Source organism: Acinetobacter sp. YH12136, assembly GCF_013418545.1.
GTDB classification, from domain to species: Bacteria; Pseudomonadota; Gammaproteobacteria; order Pseudomonadales; family Moraxellaceae; genus Acinetobacter; species Acinetobacter towneri.
In genome coordinates this window covers 12519-33449 of the sequence record NZ_VPBV01000007.1, presented here as the reverse complement: position 1 = coordinate 33449, position 20931 = coordinate 12519, and the positions used below count along the sequence as shown (strand labels likewise).

Annotated in this window: 35 protein-coding genes; 1 reads left to right on the top strand and 34 read right to left on the bottom strand. The window is 42.9% G+C overall.

The genetic code is table 11. From position 1 onward, the window contains the following. Positions 1–145: 145 nt before the first annotated feature. From rrtA to FTU71_RS04835, 4 genes are all read right to left on the bottom strand, one after another. On the bottom strand, positions 146–727 hold the full coding sequence (rrtA, locus tag FTU71_RS04850) for a rhombosortase (RefSeq protein ID WP_179993950.1): 582 nt from the start codon (positions 725–727) through the stop codon (positions 146–148). 103 nt (positions 728–830) lie between these two features. Next, entirely contained in the window at positions 831–1877 is a 1047-nt protein-coding gene (locus FTU71_RS04845; protein ID WP_179989878.1) for a hypothetical protein, read from the bottom strand. A gap of 445 nt (positions 1878–2322) precedes the next feature. Further along, positions 2323–2745, bottom strand: coding sequence for a protein YgfX (locus tag FTU71_RS04840; protein ID WP_096901367.1), 423 nt, complete (start codon positions 2743–2745; stop codon positions 2323–2325). Further along, positions 2738–2995, bottom strand: coding sequence for a succinate dehydrogenase assembly factor 2 (locus FTU71_RS04835; protein ID WP_004974752.1), 258 nt, complete (start codon positions 2993–2995; stop codon positions 2738–2740). Before FTU71_RS04835 ends, FTU71_RS04840 begins: the two co-directional genes overlap by 8 nt. Before the next feature lie 185 nt (positions 2996–3180). Between FTU71_RS04835 and FTU71_RS04830 the strand changes: the two genes are divergently transcribed. Next, positions 3181–4353: an acyl-CoA dehydrogenase family protein gene (locus FTU71_RS04830; protein ID WP_179993949.1), complete on the top strand. Its 1173-nt coding sequence runs from the start codon at positions 3181–3183 to the stop codon at positions 4351–4353. Positions 4354–4428: 75 nt separating this feature from the next. Here FTU71_RS04830 and FTU71_RS04825 read toward each other — a convergent pair whose 3' ends face one another. The 30 genes from FTU71_RS04825 to FTU71_RS04680 form a co-directional block, all read right to left on the bottom strand. Next, a complete protein-coding gene (locus FTU71_RS04825) occupies positions 4429–5919 on the bottom strand; it encodes an NAD(P)/FAD-dependent oxidoreductase (protein WP_179989874.1) in 1491 nt (496 codons plus the stop codon). 201 nt (positions 5920–6120) lie between these two features. Further along, positions 6121–6486, bottom strand: a complete 366-nt coding sequence (gene rplQ, locus FTU71_RS04820) for a 50S ribosomal protein L17 (protein ID WP_004974746.1) — start codon at positions 6484–6486, stop codon at positions 6121–6123. 18 nt (positions 6487–6504) lie between these two features. Next, positions 6505–7512 (bottom strand): DNA-directed RNA polymerase subunit alpha, encoded by a 1008-nt coding sequence (locus tag FTU71_RS04815; RefSeq protein ID WP_096901364.1) that lies wholly within the window; start codon positions 7510–7512, stop codon positions 6505–6507. A gap of 17 nt (positions 7513–7529) precedes the next feature. Further along, the gene (gene rpsD / locus FTU71_RS04810; protein WP_004974744.1) at positions 7530–8156 is read right to left on the bottom strand and encodes a 30S ribosomal protein S4; all 627 of its coding nucleotides are present in this window, start codon (positions 8154–8156) and stop codon (positions 7530–7532) included. Between the two features lie 12 nt (positions 8157–8168). Beyond that, positions 8169–8555, bottom strand: a complete 387-nt coding sequence (rpsK, locus tag FTU71_RS04805; RefSeq protein ID WP_001040166.1) for a 30S ribosomal protein S11 — start codon at positions 8553–8555, stop codon at positions 8169–8171. A 19-nt stretch (positions 8556–8574) separates the two neighbouring features. After that, positions 8575–8931, bottom strand: coding sequence for a 30S ribosomal protein S13 (rpsM, locus tag FTU71_RS04800; protein WP_004974734.1), 357 nt, complete (start codon positions 8929–8931; stop codon positions 8575–8577). 107 nt (positions 8932–9038) lie between these two features. Further along, positions 9039–9155, bottom strand: a complete 117-nt coding sequence (gene rpmJ / locus FTU71_RS04795) for a 50S ribosomal protein L36 (protein WP_000867907.1) — start codon at positions 9153–9155, stop codon at positions 9039–9041. A 20-nt stretch (positions 9156–9175) separates the two neighbouring features. Next, a complete protein-coding gene (gene secY / locus FTU71_RS04790) occupies positions 9176–10495 on the bottom strand; it encodes a preprotein translocase subunit SecY (protein WP_171324833.1) in 1320 nt (439 codons plus the stop codon). 45 nt (positions 10496–10540) lie between these two features. After that, a complete protein-coding gene (gene rplO / locus FTU71_RS04785; RefSeq protein WP_004974728.1) occupies positions 10541–10981 on the bottom strand; it encodes a 50S ribosomal protein L15 in 441 nt (146 codons plus the stop codon). Between the two features lie 3 nt (positions 10982–10984). Continuing rightward, positions 10985–11161 carry a 50S ribosomal protein L30 gene (gene rpmD, locus FTU71_RS04780; protein ID WP_004786899.1) on the bottom strand — a complete coding sequence of 59 codons (177 nt, stop codon included), beginning with the start codon at positions 11159–11161 and terminating at the stop codon, positions 10985–10987. A 6-nt stretch (positions 11162–11167) separates the two neighbouring features. Then, entirely contained in the window at positions 11168–11665 is a 498-nt protein-coding gene (gene rpsE / locus FTU71_RS04775) for a 30S ribosomal protein S5 (protein ID WP_004974725.1), read from the bottom strand. A gap of 2 nt (positions 11666–11667) precedes the next feature. Next, positions 11668–12018 carry a 50S ribosomal protein L18 gene (rplR, locus tag FTU71_RS04770; RefSeq protein ID WP_004281497.1) on the bottom strand — a complete coding sequence of 117 codons (351 nt, stop codon included), beginning with the start codon at positions 12016–12018 and terminating at the stop codon, positions 11668–11670. A gap of 14 nt (positions 12019–12032) precedes the next feature. Continuing rightward, positions 12033–12566 carry a 50S ribosomal protein L6 gene (gene rplF / locus FTU71_RS04765; protein ID WP_004974722.1) on the bottom strand — a complete coding sequence of 178 codons (534 nt, stop codon included), beginning with the start codon at positions 12564–12566 and terminating at the stop codon, positions 12033–12035. A gap of 16 nt (positions 12567–12582) precedes the next feature. Further along, the gene (gene rpsH, locus FTU71_RS04760; protein ID WP_004974720.1) at positions 12583–12978 is read right to left on the bottom strand and encodes a 30S ribosomal protein S8; all 396 of its coding nucleotides are present in this window, start codon (positions 12976–12978) and stop codon (positions 12583–12585) included. 12 nt (positions 12979–12990) lie between these two features. Next, the gene (gene rpsN / locus FTU71_RS04755; protein WP_004825185.1) at positions 12991–13296 is read right to left on the bottom strand and encodes a 30S ribosomal protein S14; all 306 of its coding nucleotides are present in this window, start codon (positions 13294–13296) and stop codon (positions 12991–12993) included. A gap of 9 nt (positions 13297–13305) precedes the next feature. Then, positions 13306–13842 carry a 50S ribosomal protein L5 gene (gene rplE, locus FTU71_RS04750; RefSeq protein ID WP_004974719.1) on the bottom strand — a complete coding sequence of 179 codons (537 nt, stop codon included), beginning with the start codon at positions 13840–13842 and terminating at the stop codon, positions 13306–13308. Between the two features lie 16 nt (positions 13843–13858). Then, on the bottom strand, positions 13859–14176 hold the full coding sequence (gene rplX, locus FTU71_RS04745; protein ID WP_004974717.1) for a 50S ribosomal protein L24: 318 nt from the start codon (positions 14174–14176) through the stop codon (positions 13859–13861). Positions 14177–14185: 9 nt separating this feature from the next. Beyond that, entirely contained in the window at positions 14186–14554 is a 369-nt protein-coding gene (rplN, locus tag FTU71_RS04740; RefSeq protein WP_001982634.1) for a 50S ribosomal protein L14, read from the bottom strand. A gap of 91 nt (positions 14555–14645) precedes the next feature. Beyond that, positions 14646–14903, bottom strand: a complete 258-nt coding sequence (gene rpsQ / locus FTU71_RS04735; RefSeq protein WP_004974714.1) for a 30S ribosomal protein S17 — start codon at positions 14901–14903, stop codon at positions 14646–14648. Next, positions 14900–15097 (bottom strand): 50S ribosomal protein L29, encoded by a 198-nt coding sequence (gene rpmC, locus FTU71_RS04730; RefSeq protein ID WP_004650482.1) that lies wholly within the window; start codon positions 15095–15097, stop codon positions 14900–14902. The genes rpsQ and rpmC overlap by 4 nt, the downstream gene beginning before the upstream one ends. Then, positions 15097–15510: a 50S ribosomal protein L16 gene (gene rplP, locus FTU71_RS04725; protein ID WP_004691317.1), complete on the bottom strand. Its 414-nt coding sequence runs from the start codon at positions 15508–15510 to the stop codon at positions 15097–15099. Before rplP ends, rpmC begins: the two co-directional genes overlap by 1 nt. Before the next feature lie 3 nt (positions 15511–15513). Further along, the gene (gene rpsC, locus FTU71_RS04720) at positions 15514–16266 is read right to left on the bottom strand and encodes a 30S ribosomal protein S3 (protein WP_004974711.1); all 753 of its coding nucleotides are present in this window, start codon (positions 16264–16266) and stop codon (positions 15514–15516) included. 1 nt (position 16267) lies between these two features. Further along, positions 16268–16597, bottom strand: coding sequence for a 50S ribosomal protein L22 (rplV, locus tag FTU71_RS04715; RefSeq protein WP_001982638.1), 330 nt, complete (start codon positions 16595–16597; stop codon positions 16268–16270). Between the two features lie 11 nt (positions 16598–16608). After that, complete coding sequence (gene rpsS / locus FTU71_RS04710) at positions 16609–16884, bottom strand: 30S ribosomal protein S19 (protein WP_004673001.1); 276 nt, start codon at positions 16882–16884, stop codon at positions 16609–16611. A 19-nt stretch (positions 16885–16903) separates the two neighbouring features. Then, on the bottom strand, positions 16904–17728 hold the full coding sequence (rplB, locus tag FTU71_RS04705) for a 50S ribosomal protein L2 (protein ID WP_004974706.1): 825 nt from the start codon (positions 17726–17728) through the stop codon (positions 16904–16906). 11 nt (positions 17729–17739) lie between these two features. Beyond that, complete coding sequence (gene rplW, locus FTU71_RS04700; protein WP_004974703.1) at positions 17740–18060, bottom strand: 50S ribosomal protein L23; 321 nt, start codon at positions 18058–18060, stop codon at positions 17740–17742. Then, positions 18057–18659, bottom strand: a complete 603-nt coding sequence (gene rplD / locus FTU71_RS04695) for a 50S ribosomal protein L4 (RefSeq protein WP_004974702.1) — start codon at positions 18657–18659, stop codon at positions 18057–18059. The genes rplW and rplD overlap by 4 nt, the downstream gene beginning before the upstream one ends. 11 nt (positions 18660–18670) lie before the next feature. Then, a complete protein-coding gene (gene rplC, locus FTU71_RS04690) occupies positions 18671–19309 on the bottom strand; it encodes a 50S ribosomal protein L3 (protein ID WP_026438075.1) in 639 nt (212 codons plus the stop codon). A gap of 59 nt (positions 19310–19368) precedes the next feature. Beyond that, positions 19369–19680, bottom strand: coding sequence for a 30S ribosomal protein S10 (gene rpsJ / locus FTU71_RS04685; protein ID WP_000070912.1), 312 nt, complete (start codon positions 19678–19680; stop codon positions 19369–19371). Between the two features lie 426 nt (positions 19681–20106). After that, positions 20107–20850: a type 1 glutamine amidotransferase gene (locus tag FTU71_RS04680; protein ID WP_096901362.1), complete on the bottom strand. Its 744-nt coding sequence runs from the start codon at positions 20848–20850 to the stop codon at positions 20107–20109. Between the last annotated feature and the right edge of the window lie 81 nt (positions 20851–20931).

Genomic DNA, 20931 nt, shown 5'->3' with positions numbered 1-20931 from the left:
ACGGAATATCCATCTTCCATTGAGCATTTTTGTATTCAGTTTAAATGTGAATGAACGTCGTTATTTTTAAAATGACAATATAGATTTTCTTTTAAGTAAAAATGGTCAATTGTGAGATTTCTTGTGAGTCCTTTTCGATGTAAATTTAATGCGAATCAATGCAATAGGCCCAAATAATATAAGCCAGTGCAAAAATTACTCCCCAAATCACCCCCAATAAATGTGCCTCAACTAATACAGGACTCCCGATTAATTCTGCTGTACCCAAACTGCCCACGGTATTTTCCCAAATCAGTTTAGATAAAATAAGCAGCAAGACCAATGTGGCAAAGCCACGTTCTTTTTTATAAAGCAAATGCACACATGCCACCGCCACATAAGCACCATGCAACACCCCAGAAAGTCCTGCATAGGCATCAATATCGGCAAGGAAGTAATAGAAACTCAGACTAATCGCTGGCGGTAGTACCAACAAAAGCGCCACAAAGTGCCATACTTTGGCATGCGGAAAAATAAAAGGTAAACAGGCAAACGCGATCATATTGAGTAAATAATGAATCCAGCCCACATGCACCCAATGCCCTGTCCATAAGCGCCAAAATTCATCCAATAAATGTGTAGACCAATAAATAAAATGCTCTGCAAAAATCTGCAAACATACCGAAACCGACATACATGTCGCAATAAACACAATTTTTCGACTGAGAAATTGAGATGAATATTGCATAGGCGCTTGCATCCTCCAAATTATTCTTGTTATGTGCTTCGGCAAACGGATTGCCCAATCCTAAAACCTCTGGTCAATATTGAATTGGGCAATCTTGATATTTTTACAATTGAGCTGCCGTATCCTCATTAAATAAATCATCTAATTCAGAAGAATTATCTTGCTCATCCCAGAAACGCTGCTGATCACCCGTACGCACACCTGTATGTTCAGTCCAGTAACGGTCTGAAATTCCTTGTACCATGCTTCCCGCCATGGCATCAATCAATTTAAATTGTGGATTTACAGGTTTTTCGTCACTGCGTGCATTAGAAAAGGCTTTGAGTGCGTCGCGGATTTTGGCATCTTCACCACTGGCTTGGGCAGCAACCGCGTATAAAGCGTGTGATAAACGCACGCCTTTATTTTCACCGATTTGCATCGACTGCTTTAAGGTTTGATACGGATCAGGTTTGCCATCTCCCGCACCTGGAAGCAAAGTCCAAATTACGGCACGTGTAGCCTCTGGTGCGCCCCAGAATTTTTCATTGTTTAAACAGGTCATACCACGTTCAACAATCGCGGCAATATCTTTAGGCACATGCACTGCCCCGCCTGAATTAATATCATTGGTCATGGCTTGCAAGCCACTCAACATCCCCAACATATACACAGTTTGATCAATATCACTGTTCATTTTTGGACAACCTTCGCCCAAAGGTTTCCGATATTTCTTTTCCCAACGATGCTGAAACAATTGATAGCCTGTGTATTGGCGCTGTGCCGCCAAAGCCGCCCAACGTTTTTGCTGAATCCGCGCATCTTGCGCTTCGCCCACTTGCCCTGCTTTTGCTGCACGTAAATAACGCAATTCAGCATCCAAAGCTTTTTCTTCGGCACAAATACCCGCAGCCGAATACATTAGTACCGCAACACGGGTTGGGTCTGCGCCCATATCTTTAGTCGCCATAATGGCAGGGGTTAAGGAATTACCAGAATTACACACCATTTCAGCATCTTCCATCGCTAAAATTGGCGGCACAATATGTTTTTCAGTAAATCCAAGTGCGACATTGGCACCTGTTTTGATCACTTGTGAACAACCTGATAATAATAAACTTGTGATTGCAAATACGGCCACACCCTGGCCTATTTTTTGGACTTGCGACATTTTCCTGTCCTCTATAATTGTGTTTATGTCCATTGCAACAAACATAGCAGAAGCAATATCTGAATAAAAGCGTCTACTTGCTGCTTCAGATGGATAACTTTGCCATGTTTTAAAGTGACTAAAATTGACTGAAATCTGTCATCCGACAAAATTTAGGCAAAAAAAAGTAGCATTGCGACGGTTCAGCACATGCTACTTATTAACTGATGCCCAATTCGGGCTTATCTTAAAAAATCTTTCGACTAAATTTAAATCTGCACATTTCAGGAATCTGATTTGTATTGATCTACACTTGTCTGGAATGAATATAACTGAAAATAGGGATATGTGTAATCTTTTATGCCAATATAAAATGACTGATCAGGACACGAAAAATAGATGATAATTTTATCTTTATGATACTTATAGTTTTTTATTATTATAAAAATATACAGCTGTCTGTAAATTAGAGCATTTTCGCCAATACTTTTAGAGCCTTCCATTCCGCCTTGGAAACCTGATCACACCAAATCACCAGAGGTTTAAAGGCTTGCTGAAATTCCATGACGATATAAATTTGATGATCTATCACTTGACGCAGTTGCACACGCTGAATTTCAATTTGGCGAGCTGTGCTTTTAATCTGTTGTGATACTACACGAGGCGCGAGATAGGAAATTGACCATTCACGGTCATCTAATTGATCTAAACCAACAATTCGGTTTGCACGAACAAATTTAAAATATGTCCAGCCCATAATGACAATACATACAACGCTAAGCCATGGCTTTAACACTTGTAGTAAAAGCCAAACGATGAGTAGAGCGATCATCAGCTGAAACACTATTGCGATGACACTAGGTTTCAGCTGAAACTGCTGCTTAGCCATGCACATAATGCTTTAGTTTACGGATAAAATCTTTCAACTCAGGACGTGGTGGCTCAGACACTTCCATAAACCAATCCAATAAATCTGGGTCTTCCTGCTCAACCAAATCGGCAAACATTTGTTTTTCTTCCGCACTGGCAGTCAAATAATGATTTTTCACATACGGGTCAAAATAGACATCAATTTCCTTTAAACCACGACGGGCACGGTAAATCACTTTGCGTTCTTCTAAGCTGATGTCATCACTCATGCGGTTTCCCCATTAAAATTAAACTCAGGCTAGTTTAACCGACCCCTTTTAAAGTTTCGATGACTTTTATGCAGCATTGACCAAAAGCATCATCTTTCATTTGCAATTGAAACTTTTGCACCTTGTTGCCCCCTATAAATTCTTCTAAGGTGAATTCAAAATAACAACATCAGGAAGATAAAACCATGCAATCTGCCGCAATTCGCCCCATTGCCAATATGTTACCGCGCACCTTATTCAGTGCTGAACACGACAGTTTTCGTGATTTGGTACGAAAATTCTATTTGCAGGAAGTCATCCTCCATACTGAAAAATTTGAAGCGCAGCAGCATGTAGATCGTGAGCTATGGCGTAAAGCAGGTGCTTTGGGTTTGCTGTGTAGCACCATGCCTGAAGAATATGCAGGTTCAGGGGTAGACCGCTTATACAGCATGATTTTGATTGAAGAACAAGCCTATGCAGGTGACAGTGCTACCGGTTTTTCACTGCATTCAGATATTGTCGCCAATTACATTAATAACTTTGGCACAACTGAACAAAAACAACACTGGTTACCCCGCATGGCCACAGGCGAAGTGATAACCGCGATTGCCATGACCGAACCCGGTACAGGTTCAGACTTACAAGCTGTGCGTACCTCTGCGGTATTGGATGGCGATGAATACGTGATTAATGGTTCTAAAATTTTTATTACCAACGGCTATTTGTGCGACATGGCGATTGTGGTATGTAAAACAGCGAACACAGACAAAGGTTCAGCCAATCTGTCTTTAATATTGGTAGAAGCAGACCGTGCGGGATTTAGCAAAGGCAAACCACTGAATAAAATTGGTATGAAAGGTCAGGACACTTGCGAATTATTTTTTGATAATGTCCGCGTGCCTCGCAGCAATTTATTGGGTGCAGAAGGCATGGGCTTTATCATGCTGATGAAAGAACTGGCTTGGGAACGCTTAATTGTCGCGATTATTTGCCAAGCAGGTGCAGAAGCTGCTTTTGCACATACACTGCAATATACTCAGCAACGTCAAGCCTTTGGCAAAAGTATTCATAGCTTTCAAAATACGCGCTTTAAACTGGCAGAATTACGCACCGAAATTGATTTCTGTCGTGCTTTTTTAGATCAATGTATGCAGTTACAACTTCAAGATCAGCTCAGTGTTGAAGCTGCAGCGGCCGCCAAATATAAAATTTCAGAGATGTACTCCAAAGTGGTGGATGAATGTCTACAACTGCATGGTGGTTATGGCTATATGCTTGAGTATCCAATTGCACGTGCTTACTTAGACAATCGGGCCAATCGTATTTATGCAGGCACCAATGAAATTATGAAAGAGCTGATTTCACGTTCTTTATAAAATTACCACTTCAACATAAAAATGGCGCAAGAGATTTTAAATCCCTTGCACCATATTATTTTTGCACCCAACGATTTAAGACACTAATTTAGGTTTACGCTGCTGTGCAGGCACAGCCTGTTTGAACTTTAAAATACCATCTTCAAAGCTTGCTTGTTTTAAAGTTTTGCGATCTTCTAAGTAATTGTTAGTGACTCGCCATGGCGCATGTTTGCCTTGCTTTGGCATCACATCAGCAGCACGTGCGATATAGCCCGAACTCAAACTGCCCATCACCGTATCTTCTAACAACTCTGTTTGGTCACCTTGAGGAATCACCTCGTCATAACCTTGTCGATCCATATAATTGAGCAAACGACAAATATAATCCGCAGCCACATCCACTTTAAGTGTCCAAGACGCATTAATATAGCCAATAATCATCGCCATATTCGGCACATCGCTGACCATCACACCTTGATACAGCATGTGTTTGGAGGTATCCAAAGGCTCACCATCAATTGTGGCTTGAATACCGCCTAGAATTTGAATATTCAAACCTGTCGCAGACACAATAATATCGGCATCCAAATGTTTACCTGATTTTAATTGCACACCTGTTTCAGTAAAACTAGCAATTTGATCAGTTTCAATCGAGGCATGTCCTTCGCGTAAAATCTTAAATAAATCACCATCAGGCACAACACATAAACGCTGATCCCACGGATTATAATGTGGTGTGAAATGCTTCATATCCACCTTGCCTTTGAGCTGCATTTGGATAGATTTCAGCAACAAAGTCCGCAGTAATTTCGGCTGCTTTTGTGCTAAAGCATAAATTGCGCGTTGCATGCCAATATTACGTGCGCGCGTGATTTTGTAAGCAACATCTTCAGGCAAAACTTTACGCATTTGCTGATAAACAAAATCCATTGCAGGCACTGAAGCAATATAAGTCGGCGAGCGTTGTAGCATGGTGACATGCGCTGCACCACCTTTTGACATAGCAGGTACTAAGGTAATGGCGGTTGCACCACTACCAATAATTAAGACCTTTTTACCACGATAATCTAAATTCTCAGGCCAATGCTGTGGGTGAATAAATGTACCTTTAAACGCATGTTGATTCGGAAAGTCAGGCTGAAAACCTTGATCGTAATTGTAATAGCCTGTGCAACCTAAAACAAAATTAGCCACCCAAGTTTCAATCTGTTGCACTGCATTTTCTATACGTAACATCCACTTACGTGTTTGAGAGTCATAATTGGCAGATAACACACGATGCTGAAAATGAATTTTTGAGTGTAAGGCTTTTTCTTGAATGACTTCTTCTAGATAGTCTTTGATAGATGCGCCATCGGCAAGTACATTGGTTTTTTTCCAAGGCTTAAAATTATAACCAAAAGTCGACATATCCGAATCTGAACGAATGCCCGGATATTGGAATAAATCCCAAGTGCCACCAAAACTTTGACGACGCTCAATAATTTCAAAAGAACGCTGTGGGCAGTTTTGACTTAAATGTGCTGCTACACCAATGCCCGAAATCCCTGCCCCAATAATTAATATATCAACCTGCTTATCCATGTTTTATTGTCCAGCTTGAATGATGTTTTTTATTAAAGCATAAATTTGACAATACACAATGTCAAGTTTAGCAAAAGTTACTAAAATTTATATCAATTCGGGACAATTTCATCATTTATTGAGATTCAATATATTTTTTTCATAAAAAAAGACCGGTAAAACCGGTCTTTTTCTGAACAACGTGCGTTATTCTTAGCGAAATTATTTAACTTCGCGATCTACAAGCTCAACGTAAGCCATCGGTGCAGCATCACCCGCACGGAAGCCCGCTTTAAGAACACGTAGATAACCGCCGTTACGCTCTTTGTAACGAGGGCCAAGAACGGTAAATAATTTACCAACAGTTGCTGCTGAACGAGTACGAGCAAACGCTAAACGACGGTTTGCTACTGTATCGTTTTTAGCTAAAGTGATTAAAGGCTCAGCAACACGACGTAATTCTTTTGCTTTAGGAACAGTTGTTTTGATTAACTCGTGTTCGAACAAAGAATTAGCCAAGTTTTGGAACATCGCTTTGCGATGGCTGCTTGTACGGCCTAATTTCACACCACTATTACGATGACGCATGGTGATAGTCCTACTTAATTAACGGCTACGATAGGCGAAACGATCGTCCATACGGAGACTAGCCGGTGGCCAGTTCTCTAAACGCATGCCGAGCTGTAAGCCTTTAGAAGCCAGAACATCTTTGATCTCTGTAAGCGATTTTTTACCCAAGTTAGGCGTTTTAAGTAGCTCAACTTCAGTACGCTGTACAAGATCACCAATGTAGTAAATATTTTCTGCTTTCAAACAGTTAGCAGAACGAACAGTAAGCTCTAGATCATCTACTGGACGAAGCAAGATTGGGTCAACTTCTTCACGAGGCTCTTGAGCAACAGGAGCTTGATCTTTCTGAAGATCAACAAAAATTGCAATTTGTTGTTGCAAGATTGTTGCCGCTTTGCGGATCGCTTCTTCTGGATCTACAGTTCCGTTGGTTTCAAGATCAATGACCAACTTGTCAAGGTCAGTACGTTGTTCTACACGCGCATTTTCTACGATGTAAGACACACGTTTGATTGGGCTATAAGAAGCATCTAACTGCAAACGACCTACAGGGCGAGTTTCGCCTTCTGGGAAACGTGAGTCAGATGTTTCATAACCACGGCCTTGAGCAACTTTCAGGCGCATTTTTAAATTGCCTGTAGCACTTAAAGTGCCAATCAAGTGTTCAGGGTTAACCACTTCAACATTATGCGGTAAACGAAGGTCTGCAGCTGTTACATCGCCTGGACCTTGTTTTTCCAATGTCAAATAAGCTTCATTTTGATCGAACAGCTTAATAGACAATCCTTTCAGGTTCAGCAAGAGCTCGACGATGTCCTGCTGCAAGCCTTCCAAAGTACTGTACTCGTGCTCGACACCTTCAATTTCAACTTCTACCACAGCTGCGCCAGGTAAAGAAGAAAGAAGGATGCGACGTAAAGCATTACCAAGAGTGTGACCAAAGCCACGCTCTAATGGTTCTAGAATAACTTTTGCCGAGGTCCCGCTTGCCGCTTCGACCTTGATCGCTTGCGGAGTAAGAAACTCATTTGCAGTACGCGTCATTATTGCTACCTCAAGGATTATTTAGAATACAATTCTACAATCAAGCTTTCGTTGATTTCAGCAGGTAAATCAGAACGATCTGGTGCAGCTTTAAACGTACCTTCAAATTTAGAATGGTCAACTTCCATCCATGAAGGGATACCACGTTGAGCAGCCAATTCAATTGCGTTTTTAATACGTAATTGTTGTTTTGCACCTTCGTGAACTGCAATTACATCACCAGCTTTAACTTGAATAGACGCAATGTTAACACGACGACCATTTAAAGTAATGCTACGGTGAGATACAAGCTGACGAGCTTCTGCACGTGTAGAACCAAAACCCATGCGATAAACAACGTTATCAAGACGGCTTTCGAGCAATTTCAACAAGTTTTCACCTGTTGCGCCTTTCACACGAGCAGCTTCTTTATAGTAGTTACTAAATTGACGCTCTAAAACACCGTACATACGACGTACTTTTTGTTTTTCACGTAATTGTAGTGAGTACTCAGATTGCTTACCACCACGAGCCCCGCCATGTTGGCCAGGAGCTTTAGCGTGTTTTTTAGTTTTGACGTCAAATGGTTTAACGCCAGATTTTAGTTGCAGGTCTGTCCCTTCGCGGCGAGAGAGTTTGCATTTTGGACCAATATAACGAGCCATGAATGTTTCTCCTTACACGCGACGTTTTTTAGGTGGACGGCAACCGTTGTGAGGGATTGGAGTCACATCGGTAATGCTGTTAATTTTATAACCCACTGCACCTAATGCACGAACCGCAGACTCACGACCTGGACCAGGACCTTTAACAAGGACGTCCAAGTTTTTCAAACCGTAATCTAAAGCAGCTTTACCAGCAACTTCAGCAGCTACCTGAGCAGCGAACGGAGTTGATTTACGTGATCCACGGAAGCCTTGTCCACCTGAGGTAGCCCAAGCCAGTGCATTACCTTGACGATCGGTAATGGTCACAATGGTGTTATTAAAAGAAGCGTGAATGTGTGCAACACCTTCAGAGACGGTACGAGTGACCTTCTTGCGTGTGCGAGTATCTTTAGCCATCTTTTAGCTTCCAGAAATCTTATTTCTTAATCGGTTTGCGCGGACCTTTACGGGTACGTGCGTTAGTTTTGGTGCGTTGACCACGGACAGGCAAGCTGCGACGATGACGAAGACCGCGGTAGCAGCCTAAATCCATTAAACGTTTAATGTTCATGGAAATTTCGCGACGTAAGTCACCTTCGGTCGGAACCTTAGCAACTTCTGCACGAATCGCATCAAGCTGAGCGTCATCTAATTCACGGATCTTTGTTGTTGGTGCGATACCAGCAGCAGCTAAGATAGTCTTAGCAGTGTGGCGACCAATACCAAAGATATAAGTGAGAGAGATAACAGCGTGCTTGTTATCCGGAATGTTTACACCGGCAATACGAGCCATTCAATTTTCTCCAAAAAGGCAGTTAAGATAATCAACCGCCCCACAAAAATCTTGAGGGGCGGATAATAACCTAATTAGCCTACTGAAATCAACAGGTCTTAATCAAATTAACCTTGACGCTGCTTATGACGAGGTTCTGCGCTGCAAATTACGCGAATAACCCCATTACGACGGATAACTTTGCAGCTACCACAAATTTTCTTTACAGAAGCTTGTACTTTCATGATGAAACCTCTAAGTGCGCTTATCCCTTAGGATGAGCAGTCGTTTTTCTCATTAACGTTTGATTATCGTACTGGTGCGAGGTGAGATGTGCTTGAAGCTGAGCCATAAAGTCCATCACAACCACTACAACGATTAATAATGATGTACCACCTAAGCTAAATGGAATTCCAAATGAGCTTTGTAGAATCATCGGCATTAAGCAGACTACAGTGATGTAAATCGCGCCAATAAAGGTCAAACGACTGAGAATATGATCTAAGTAACGAGCAGTTTGCTCACCTGGGCGAATACCAGGCACATAAGCTCCGCTGCGTTTCAAGTTTTCCGAAACTTCTTTAGGACTGAAAACCAGCGCAGTGTAGAAGTAACAGAAAAAGATAATTAACGCACCAAAGAGCACCAAATACAACGGTTGTCCAGGCGACAATACCAATGCCAAGTCTTGTAGACTACGCTTGATTAATCCAGCACTAGGATCCGCACTGCCGACCCATTGACCTAAGCTCGCTGGGAACAAAAGCAATGAACTGGCAAAAATTGCTGGAATCACACCTGCCATATTAATTTTTAATGGCAAATGCGTTTGCTGAGCAGTAAATACACGACGACCTTGTTGTTTTTGAGCATAGTTTACTGGAATACGACGCTGCGCCTTCTCAATAAACACAATCGCTGCAAGTACACCTAAAGACAATAAACCAAAAATTGCCAAACCAATCAGGCTTGACTGACCACTGTCAATAGATGTGAAGGATTGCATAATTAAATTAGGCAAGCCTGCAACAATACCTGCGAAAATGATCATGGAAATACCATTACCCACTCCGCGTTCGGTAATTTGTTCACCCAACCACATTAGGAACATTGTGCCTGCAACCAAAGAGGTCACAGCTGGAACGTAAAAAGCCAGACCTGAAGTTAAGGTAATCCCTTGACTAATCAGACCTGCACACATCCCAATCGCTTGCACAAGTGCAAGAAACAATGTGCCTTGGCGCGTATATTGATTAATTTTGCGTTTACCTTGCTCGCCTTCTTTTTTCAAAGCTTCAAGCGAAGGAACCACGGTAGACATTAACTGTACGATAATCGAAGCAGAAATGTATGGCATGATCCCTAAAGCAAGAATCGACATCCGCTCTAATGCACCACCCGAAAACATGTTAAACAAACCAAGAATTGTACCTTGGTTTGCATTAAACAATTGTTCAAGTGCGGCATTATTAATGCCTGGTACTGGAATATGCGCTCCTAGTCGAAATACCAATAACGCACCAATGAGAAACATCATTCGGCGTATAATTTCACGGTATTTCACGTGAAATGGTTGGCCTTTCATCATGTGAACATGACCTGAAGAACTAGGAGACATAGACACTGGGGATTACTCCTCGACTTTACCGCCAGCCGCTTCAACAGCAGCTTTAGCGCCTTTAGTCACAGCAACACCTTGAATAGTGAATGCGCGAGTAATTTCACCAGAAAGTACGATACGAGCACGAGCCATATCTTTACGTACAACGTTCGCTGCTTTTAAAGTTTCAAGGCTAACGATGTCGCCTTCCACTTTAGCAAGCTCAGATAAACGTACTTCAGCAGTTTTCAAAGCGATTTGGCTAGTGAAACCGAATTTAGGTAAACGACGATATAACGCAGTTTGACCACCTTCGAATCCAGGACGTGTACCACCGCTCTTACGTGAGTTTTGACCTTTGATACCACGACCACCAGTCTTACCAACGCCAGAACCGATACCACGGCCTAAACGACGGGCTTCACGCTTAGCACCTTCTGCAGGTGCAAGTTCATTTAAACGCAGAGTCATGGCTTATTCCTCTACACTAACCATATAGTAGACTTGGTTGATCATACCACGGTTAGAAGGCGTATCTTGCACTTCTACAGTATGACCAATACGACGCAGACCTAAACCTTTAAGGCTAAGCTTGTGATTTTTCAAGCGGTGCGATGCAGATTTAGTCTGGGTAACTTTAATCGTTTTCATGATTGATTACCCTTGAATTTGTTCTACTGAAAGACCACGTTTCGCAGCAACCTTTTCAGGAGTTGTCATGTCACGCAAACCGTTAAAAGTTGCGTTCACTACGTTTGCAGCGTTAGTAGAACCACGGCATTTAGTCAATACGTTACGTACACCTGCAGCTTCTAAAACTGCACGCATAGAACCACCCGCAATTACACCAGTACCTTCAGATGCTGGTTGCATGTAAACACGGCTTGCACCATGACGCGCATGAATCGGGTGTTGTAAAGTACCATCTGCCAATTCGATAGTGATCATGTTACGACGTGCAGCTTCAAGTGCTTTAGAAATAGCAGCTGGAACTTCACGTGCTTTACCACGACCAAAACCTACGCGACCATTACCATCACCCACAACAGTTAATGCTGTGAAAGAGAAGATACGACCACCTTTAACAACTTTGGCTACGCGATCAACGGCAACCAGCTTTTCAACAAGACCTTCGTTTTGTTCAACTTTAGCCATGATTAGAACTCCAAGCCGTTTTCACGAGCAGCATCAGCCAAGGCTTTGATACGACCATGATATTTAAAACCAGAACGGTCAAACGCAACTTTAGTTACGCCAGCTGCTTTCGCGCGTTCTGCAATTAAAGCACCTACTTTTTGAGCTGCTTCAACGTTACCAGTTGTACCAGCACGTAAAGTAGCATCTAAAGTTGAAGCTTGCGCTAAAACTTTGCCACCATCTGCTGAAATAACTTGAGCATAGATGTGACGCGGCGTGCGGTTTACACACAAACGAGTCGCACCCAATGCACGGATGTGCAAGCGTGTGCTTTTCGCACGACGCAAACGGGATTGTTTCTTTTCGTTCATAAGAACCTCGCGCCTTATTTCTTCTTAGCTTCTTTACGAAGAACAACTTCATCCGAATAACGAACACCTTTACCTTTATATGGCTCTGGTGGACGGTATCCACGGATATCCGCAGCAACTTGACCTAAAGCTGCTTTATCAGCAGATTTAAGGATAATTTCAGTTGCAGTTGGAGTTTCTGCAGTCACACCTTCAGGAAGGGTGTAATCGATTGGGTGTGAAAAACCAAGGTTAAGGTTAACAACGTTACCTTTTACCGCAGCTTTATAACCAACACCAATCAATTGCAACTTACGTTCGAAGCCTTCGCTCACACCTTTTACAAGGTTGTTAAGCACAGCGCGAGCAGTACCAGCTTGCATCCAAGCGTCTTTCGACTCAGCTTTAGGAGCAATAGCTAAAATACCGTCTTCCTGTTTTAGCTCGACCAGCGCATGCAGGTTGAAAGACAATGTACCTTTGCTGCCTTTCACTTCGACCTGCCGGCCGTTCTGAGTAACTGTAACACCGTTAGGTACAGTTACTGGGGCTTTAGCCACACGAGACATGAGGAATCACCTATTATTAAGAAACAAAAGCAATAACTTCACCACCGATACCTGCAGCACGTGCAGCGCGATCAGTCATGATGCCTTTGCTTGTAGAAACGATTGCAATACCTAAACCTTGCTTAACGCTTGGAAGTGCATCTTTACCGCGATACTGACGTAGACCTGGACGGCTTACGCGTTTCACAGTTTCGATAACTGGTTTGCCTTCATAGTATTTTAAAGTAATCGTTAATGTAGGTTTGCCTTCGTTGTCAGCCACTTCTACATTTGCGATATAACCTTCTTGTTGAAGTACGTTTGCAATAGCAACCTTCAACTTAGAATTAGGCATAGAAACAGTTTGTTTCTTTGCCATTTGAGCGTTACGAACACGCGTTAGCATGTCGGCAACGGTATCTTGCATACTCATTTATAGTGCTCCTTACCAGCTTGCCTTAACAACGCCCGGTACATCACCTTGCATTACTGTGTCACGTAATTTGTTACGGCTTAAACCGAACTTACGGAAGTAACCATGAGGACGACCAGTTAAACCACAACGGTTACGAAGACGTACTGGAGACGCATTACGTGGTAATGCTTGTAATTTCATCATCGCTTCGAAACGCTCTTCGTCGCTTGCATTTACGTTTGCAATCGTTGCTTTTAATTCAGCACGTTTTGCAGCGTATTTAGCAACAGTAGCTTCGCGTTTCAATTCGCGATTAATCATACCTTTCTTAGCCATATCGACCTCTTATTTGAACGGGAAGCCGAATGCACGCATAAGCGCACGGCCTTCGTCATCGGTGCGAGCAGTCGTAGTAATGGTGATGTCCATACCACGAATTTGATCAATCTTATCGAAATCGATTTCAGGGAACATGATTTGTTCCTTGAGACCCATAGAGTAGTTACCACGACCATCAAATGATTTCGAAGAGAAACCACGGAAGTCACGGATACGAGGGATCGCGATAGAGATCAAACGGTCTAAGAATTCGTACATACGTTCGCCGCGTAAAGTAACTTTACAACCAATCGGCCAACCATCACGGATTTTAAAACCAGCGATTGATTTACGAGCTAATGTTAAAACTGGTTTTTGACCAGCAATAGCTTGCATATCAGAAAGAGCGCCATCTAACAATTTCTTGTCAGCAGCTGCAGCACCAACACCCATGTTGATGGTAATTTTAGTGATGCGAGGGATCTCCATCACATTCTTAACGCCCAATTGTTCTTGTAATTGAGCCTTAAGTTCGTCGTTGTAACGTGTTTTAAGTCTGGCCATTGCCTATTTCAACCTATTACTTCGCCACCGCCACTGATTCACCATTCGATTTATAAACGCGAGTTTTCACGCCATCAATCGTTTGGTAACCAACACGGTCAGCCTTTTGGGTTGTAGCATTAAAAATTGCCACGTTTGAGATATGAAGCGAAGCTTCCTGCGTTACGATACCGCCTTCAGCGCCCGTAGCACGGTTTGGCTTCTGGTGCTTCTTAACCAAGTTAAGACCTTCGACCTTAACACGGTCATTAGAAACTGACAGAACAGTACCCTGTTTGCCTTTTTCTTTACCTGCGATCACAATTACTTGATCGCCTTTTTTAATCTTAGCCATGATTGCCTCTTATAGAACTTCAGGAGCCAATGAAATGATTTTCATGAACTGTTCAGTACGAAGTTCACGAGTCACTGGTCCGAAAATACGAGTTGCAATCGGTGCTTTGTTGTTATTCAAAATAACAGCAGCGTTATCATCAAAACGGATCACAGAACCGTCTGGACGACGAATACCGAACTTTGTACGTACAACAACAGCATTCATCACGTCACCTTTTTTAACACGTGCGCGTGGAATAGCTTCTTTTACAGTAACTTTAATAATGTCGCCAACAGAAGCATAACGACGATGTGAACCACCTAGTACTTTAATACATTGTACGCGGCGAGCACCACTGTTGTCAGCTACGTCAAGCATCGTTTCGGTTTGAATCATTGCCCTACTCCAAAACCGAGCATCACCGGTCACAATTTCGAAAGGCTCAAAGAGTACTCGAAATTGACCGATGATGCAACAAGAACGTTAATTACTCAGCAGCAGCTTCAACAACTTCAACTAAAGTCCATGACTTAGTTTTAGACATTGGGCGGCTTTCTTTGATGGTTACAACATCACCAATCTTGGCTGTATTGTTCTCATCATGAGCGTGTAATTTGGTTGAACGGCGAATCAATTTGCCATACAACGGGTGTTGAACTTGGCGTTCAATAAGGACAACAATAGATTTTTCCATTTTGTCGCTTACAACTTTGCCAGTTAACGTGCGGACTGTATTTTGACTCATTGCCCGTTCCCCTGTTTTTCGGTAAGGAGGGTCTTGATGCGTGCAATAGTTTTACGAGTAAGCGCAACTTCATGCGACTTACCCAATTGACCAGTTGCTTTCGCCATACGAAGACGGAATTGGTTAAGCTGTTGCTCATCAAGCAAAGCTGTCAACTCTTCTACCGACTTTTCACGTAGATCTTTAGTTTTCATTACATTACCGTCCGAGTCACGATAGTGGTTTTAAACGGAAGTTTAGCAGCAGCAAGCGTAAATGCTTCACGTGCCAATTCTTCGTTCACACCATCAATTTCGTACAAGACTTTACCTGGTTTGATTTGACAAACCCAATATTCCACAGAACCTTTACCTTTACCCATACGCACTTCAAGAGGCTTAGAAGTAATTGGTTTGTCTGGGAATACACGGATAAAGATCTTACCACCACGCTTAATACGACGGCTGATTGTACGACGTGCCGCTTCAATTTGACGCGCAGTCATTTGACCACGTTCAACTGATTTAAGAGCGATAGTACCGAAAGATACTGAGCTACCACGGTGCGCTAAGCCAGTGTTACGGCCTTTTTGCACCTTACGGAATTTAGTACGTTTAGGTTGCAACATGGATTATTCTCCTTTTTCAGCAGAACGATCATTGCGACGACCACGACGCTCTTGACCTTCACCACGACCGCGACCGCGTTTAGCTGGACGTTCTTCAGCAGGTGCTGGGTTCATGACTTGTTTCATGCCACCCAAGATTTCACCACGGAATACCCAAACTTTAACGCCAATCGTACCGTAAGTAGTTTCAGCACGCATAGTTGCATAGTCGATGTCCGCACGAAGTGTATGCAAAGGTACACGACCTTCACGATACCATTCAGTACGTGCAATCTCTGCACCACCTAAACGACCAGAAACCTCAACTTTGATACCTTTAGCACCAGCACGCATAGAGTTCTGTACCGCACGCTTCATAGCACGACGGAACATTACACGCTTTTCTAATTGAGAAGCGATTGCTTCAGCAACTAAACGTGCATCTAAGTCTGGACGGTCAATTTCGTTGATGCTTACTTGCGCAGGAACACCCATAATAGATGTTAATTCGCGTTGTAATTTCTCAATGTCTTCGCCTTTTTTACCGATTACGATACCAGGACGCGCAGTGCTAATTGTTACTTTAGCAGCACCCGTTGGACGTTCGATAAGAATATTGCTTACCATTGCGTTCTTAAGTTTTTTAGTTAAAAACTCACGAACTTGAAGGTCTTTAAGCAAGTATTCAGCGTATTGTTTCGGATTCGCATACCAGTTAGCGTTATGACGTTTCACAACACCTAGGCGGATACCGATTGGATGAACCTTCTGACCCATATCAAACCCCTACCTTAACGGTGATGTGACAAGTACGCTTAGTAATACGATCTGCACGGCCTTTAGCACGTGGCATAATACGTTTAAGGCTCATGCCTTCGTCAACGTAAATCGTAGATACTTTAAGGTCGTCTACATCTAAACTGTTATTGTGTTCAGCATTTGCAATTGCAGATTCCAATGCTTTCTTAACTAAAACAGCAGCTTTTTTGTTGCTGAAGTTTAAAATGTTAAGTGCATGCGCAACAGATTTGCCGCGGATAAGATCTGCAACCAAACGTGCTTTTTGTGCCGAGATAGCGGCACCGCGTAATTTAGCAGTTACTTCCATCATAGCACCTATTAACGTTTAGACTTCTTGTCAACACCGTGACCACGATAGGTACGAGTTGGCGCGAATTCACCGAGTTTATGACCAACCATGTGTTCAGAGATAATCACTGGAACATGGTTACGACCATTGTGAACAGAAATTGTTAAACCAACAAAATCTGGGAGGATCATCGAACGACGCGACCAAGTTTTGATCGGCTTACGGTTATTAGCCGCGATTGCCGCTTCAACCTTAGCGAACAAGTGCGCATCGACGAATGGGCCTTTTTTCAGAGAACGAGGCATTGTCAGATTCCTTTACTTGTTACTTAACGCGACGGTCGCGAATAATCATCTTAGTCGTACGCTTGTTGGTACGTGTCTTGTACCCTTTAGCTTTTTGACCCCATGGGCTTACAGGTTGGATACCTTTAGTACGCCCTTCACCACCACCGTGCGGGTGATCAACCGGGTTCATTGCCATACCACGAACGGTAGGACGAACACCACGCCAGCGCGAAGCACCTGCTTTACCAAGTGAACGAAGGTTGCTTTCTGAGTTAGATACTTCACCTAACACAGCGCGACATTCAACGTGCACTTTACGCATTTCGCCTGAACGTAGACGAACGATAGCGTATGAACCGTCACGACCCAACAATTGAACTGAAGTACCAGCAGAACGCGCTAATTGAGCACCTTTACCGATTTTAAGTTCGATGTTGTGAAGAGTAGCACCGATTGGCATGTTACGAAGTGGCAAGCAGTTACCTGGGCGGATTGGAGCATCGTTACCAGATTGAACTTGATCACCAGCACGTAAACCTTTAGGCGCAATAATATAACGACGTTCACCGTCAGCATACTTCAACAATGCGATGTGTGCAGTACGGTTTGGATCGTATTCAATACGCTCTACAACAGCAGGAATGCCATCTTTGTTACGTTTGAAGTCTACGATACGGTAGTGTTGCTTATGACCACCACCAACGTGACGTGTAGTAATGTGACCGTTGTTGTTACGACCACCAGTACGTTTTTTAGCTTCTACCAACGGCGCATAAGGCGCACCTTTGTGAAGATGGTCGTGAACGACTTTCTCTACAAAGCGACGTCCTGGAGACGTTGGCTTACATTTTTGAATCGGCATAAATTTCGTCCTTATTCCGCTGCGCTTTCAGCGGTATCGCCCAAGTCAGCCATTTCAACATCTTGGCCAGCTTTCAGGGTGACGTATGCTTTTTTAACATCAGAACGGCGTCCTAATGTACGACCAAAGCGCTTAGTCTTACCTTTAGTGATAGTCGTGTTAACTTTAACAACTTCCACACCAAATAATTGCTCAACTGCTTTTTTGATTTCAAGTTTGTTTGCATTTAATGCAACTTTGAATACTTGAACACCAGCAGTTTCGCCTAAAACTTGTGCTTTTTCTGAAAATACAGGTCCTTGTAGGACTTGATATAAACGTTCGTTGTTCATCCGAGTTCTACCTCAATTTTCTTAGCAGCAGCAACAGACATTACAACTTTGTCGAACGCGATCAAGCTAACAGGATCGATTGCAGTAGCATCAACCACATCAACGTGTGGAAGGTTACGCGCTGCAAGATATAGATTCTCATCTACAGCTTCAGTTACGATCAATGCGCGAGTTGCATTCAAGTCGTTAAGTTTTGCAAGCAACTCTTTAGTTTTAGGAGCTTCAACAGCAAACTCTTCAACCAATACAAGACGATCTTGGCGAACAAGTTCAGCTAAGATACATTGCATTGCACCGCGGTACATTTTGCGGTTAACTTTTTGAGACCAATCTTGTGGACGAGCAGCAAAAGTTTTACCACCACCAACCCAGATTGGGCTACGAATAGAACCAGCACGAGCGCGGCCAGTACCTTTTTGACGGAATGGTTTTTTACCACCGCCAGCAACGTCTGCACGTGATTTCTGAGCTTTAGAGCCTTGACGACCACCAGCTAAGTAAGCTGTAACAACTTGGTGTACAAGTGCTTCATTGAATTCACGACCGAACGCAACTTCAGATAACTCAACAGCAGAGCCGGAAACAGTATTTAAATTCACGTTATTTCCCCTCAAGCCTTGATCGTAGGACGTACAGTTACGTCACCACCAGTCGCACCAGGAATCGCACCTTTAACAACAAGAACTGAACGCTCTGTGTCGATAGATACAATTTCAAGACCCTGTACAGTTACGCGTTCAGCACCTAAATGGCCAGCCATTTTTTTGCCTTTGAATACGCGACCAGGAGTCTGGTTTTGACCTGTAGAACCTAGAACACGGTGAGAAACAGAGTTACCGTGAGTAGCGTCTTGAGTACGGAAGTTCCAACGCTTAACACCACCCTGGAAACCCTTACCTTTAGACTGACCAGTTACGTCAACGATCTGACCTACTGTGAACAAATCTACACCGATAGTTCCGCCAACTTCACGACCTTCAAGGTCAGCTTCTGTAGCACGGAATTCTTGAACTAAACGACCAGCAGCAACACCCGCTTTAGCGAAGTGACCTTTCTGAGCGTTAGTTACGCGAGATTCGCGACGTTCACCAGTAGTAACCTGAATTGCTTGATAACCATCTGTTTCAAGCGTTTTGATTTGAGTGATGCGGTTAGGATCAACCTCAATCACTGTAACAGGTACAGAAACACCAGCATCTGTAAAGATACGGGTCATACCGCACTTGCGACCGACTAAACCAATAGCCATGTGCATAAACCTCTAAAAAAGCGGCCTAATTAACTTAGAGTGTTAATTAACCGAAAGCCTTAACCCAATGCAATCTGAACATCAACACCAGCTGCTAGATCTAATTTCATCAACGCATCAACAGTTTTATCTGTAGGTTGAACAATGTCGATCAAACGCTTGTAAGTACGGATTTCATACTGGTCGCGTGCATCTTTGTTTACGTGTGGTGATGTTAAAACGTTGAAGCGTTCGATGCGAGTTGGCATCGGGATTGGACCACAAACTTGTGCGCCAGTACGCTTAGCGGTTTCTACGATTTCTTGAGCAGATTGATCAATCAAACGATGATCAAAAGACTTCAAACGGATACGAATTCTCTGGTTAGACATACCAGTTAACTCCAAGCCAAATATATAAAGAATCACCCTTGACGCATCTCACCCCACTAATTTAAGGCAAGTGTCAAAGGCAGTGAATTATCACTAAGGTCATGATCGATGCCATGACTGTCACGATGTTAACTACTTTCTTCGCAGTTAACCCCCTTGCATAAAGGGTCGCCCATTATAACGATTGTTTAATGCATAAGCAAATCTCTTTTTGGCTTTATTGCTTTATTTTTCACGCTCTGCCGATATCTCTTTTTAAAATATACGATTAGCACTTTATATATGAGTTAAGCAGCATTCCTATCCATTTATTGAGTGTAAATTTAGACAATCTGCATTTTGACCATTCCAACCATCCCTGACAGCAGAAATCGTCATCGCCCTGACCTAACTTTCTTTTCTGTGTTTGCGCCACAATCCATGACTTTATTCTCGAAGTTTGCTTTGTGCTAAAACATAATCTATTGCACGATTCATTAATTGGTTGCCTGCCTGAAATTGTGACGCAGACATCTGTTTTAATTCATGCGCGGGTTGTACATACATGCCCGAAAATGCTGGTTTCATTTCGGCATTGTCTAAAAACAACTGCAAAGCTTGTGGGGTAATTTCTGGATGGAATTGGAATCCTAGTACATTTTTCCCAATTTGATAGAGTTGATTAGCGCAGGCGGCATTACTGGCAAGTCTTACCGCGCCCTTTGGTAATTCAAAAGTTTCACCATGCCACTGCATCACTGTGATTTGATCAGGTATTTGAAAGCAGGTTTCTGGTGTATTTTCGACTTTATAGACTGGATGCCAACCACGCTCTTGTTCTGGATTACGACTGACCGCTGCACCCAACGCATTGGCAATTAACTGCCCACCCAAACACAAGCCAATAGCAGGCTTGCCTGAAGCCAAATAACGTCGAATCCAGCGCTTTTCAATTTTCAGCCAGGGATAGTTCGCCTCATCATTGACACTCATGGCGCCGCCCATCACAATCAATAAATCGACATCTTCGACCCGTGGCAAAGCTTCAATTTCAATATTTTGTTCGGGTGGCAAAGCAAAAAATTCGGTGGCACTGATGTGTGCCTGCATTTGTTTCAGGTAGCTATAGCAACTCCCAAAACCTTCTTCGGCAATATGTTGAAAATAATGCACTCTTAATGGCGCTTGCATCTTAATCATCCTGAGTTATGTCTACACTTGAGCTTCTGCAAAAATAACGCCAACTTCAAGACTCATCTTGTATTTTTAAAG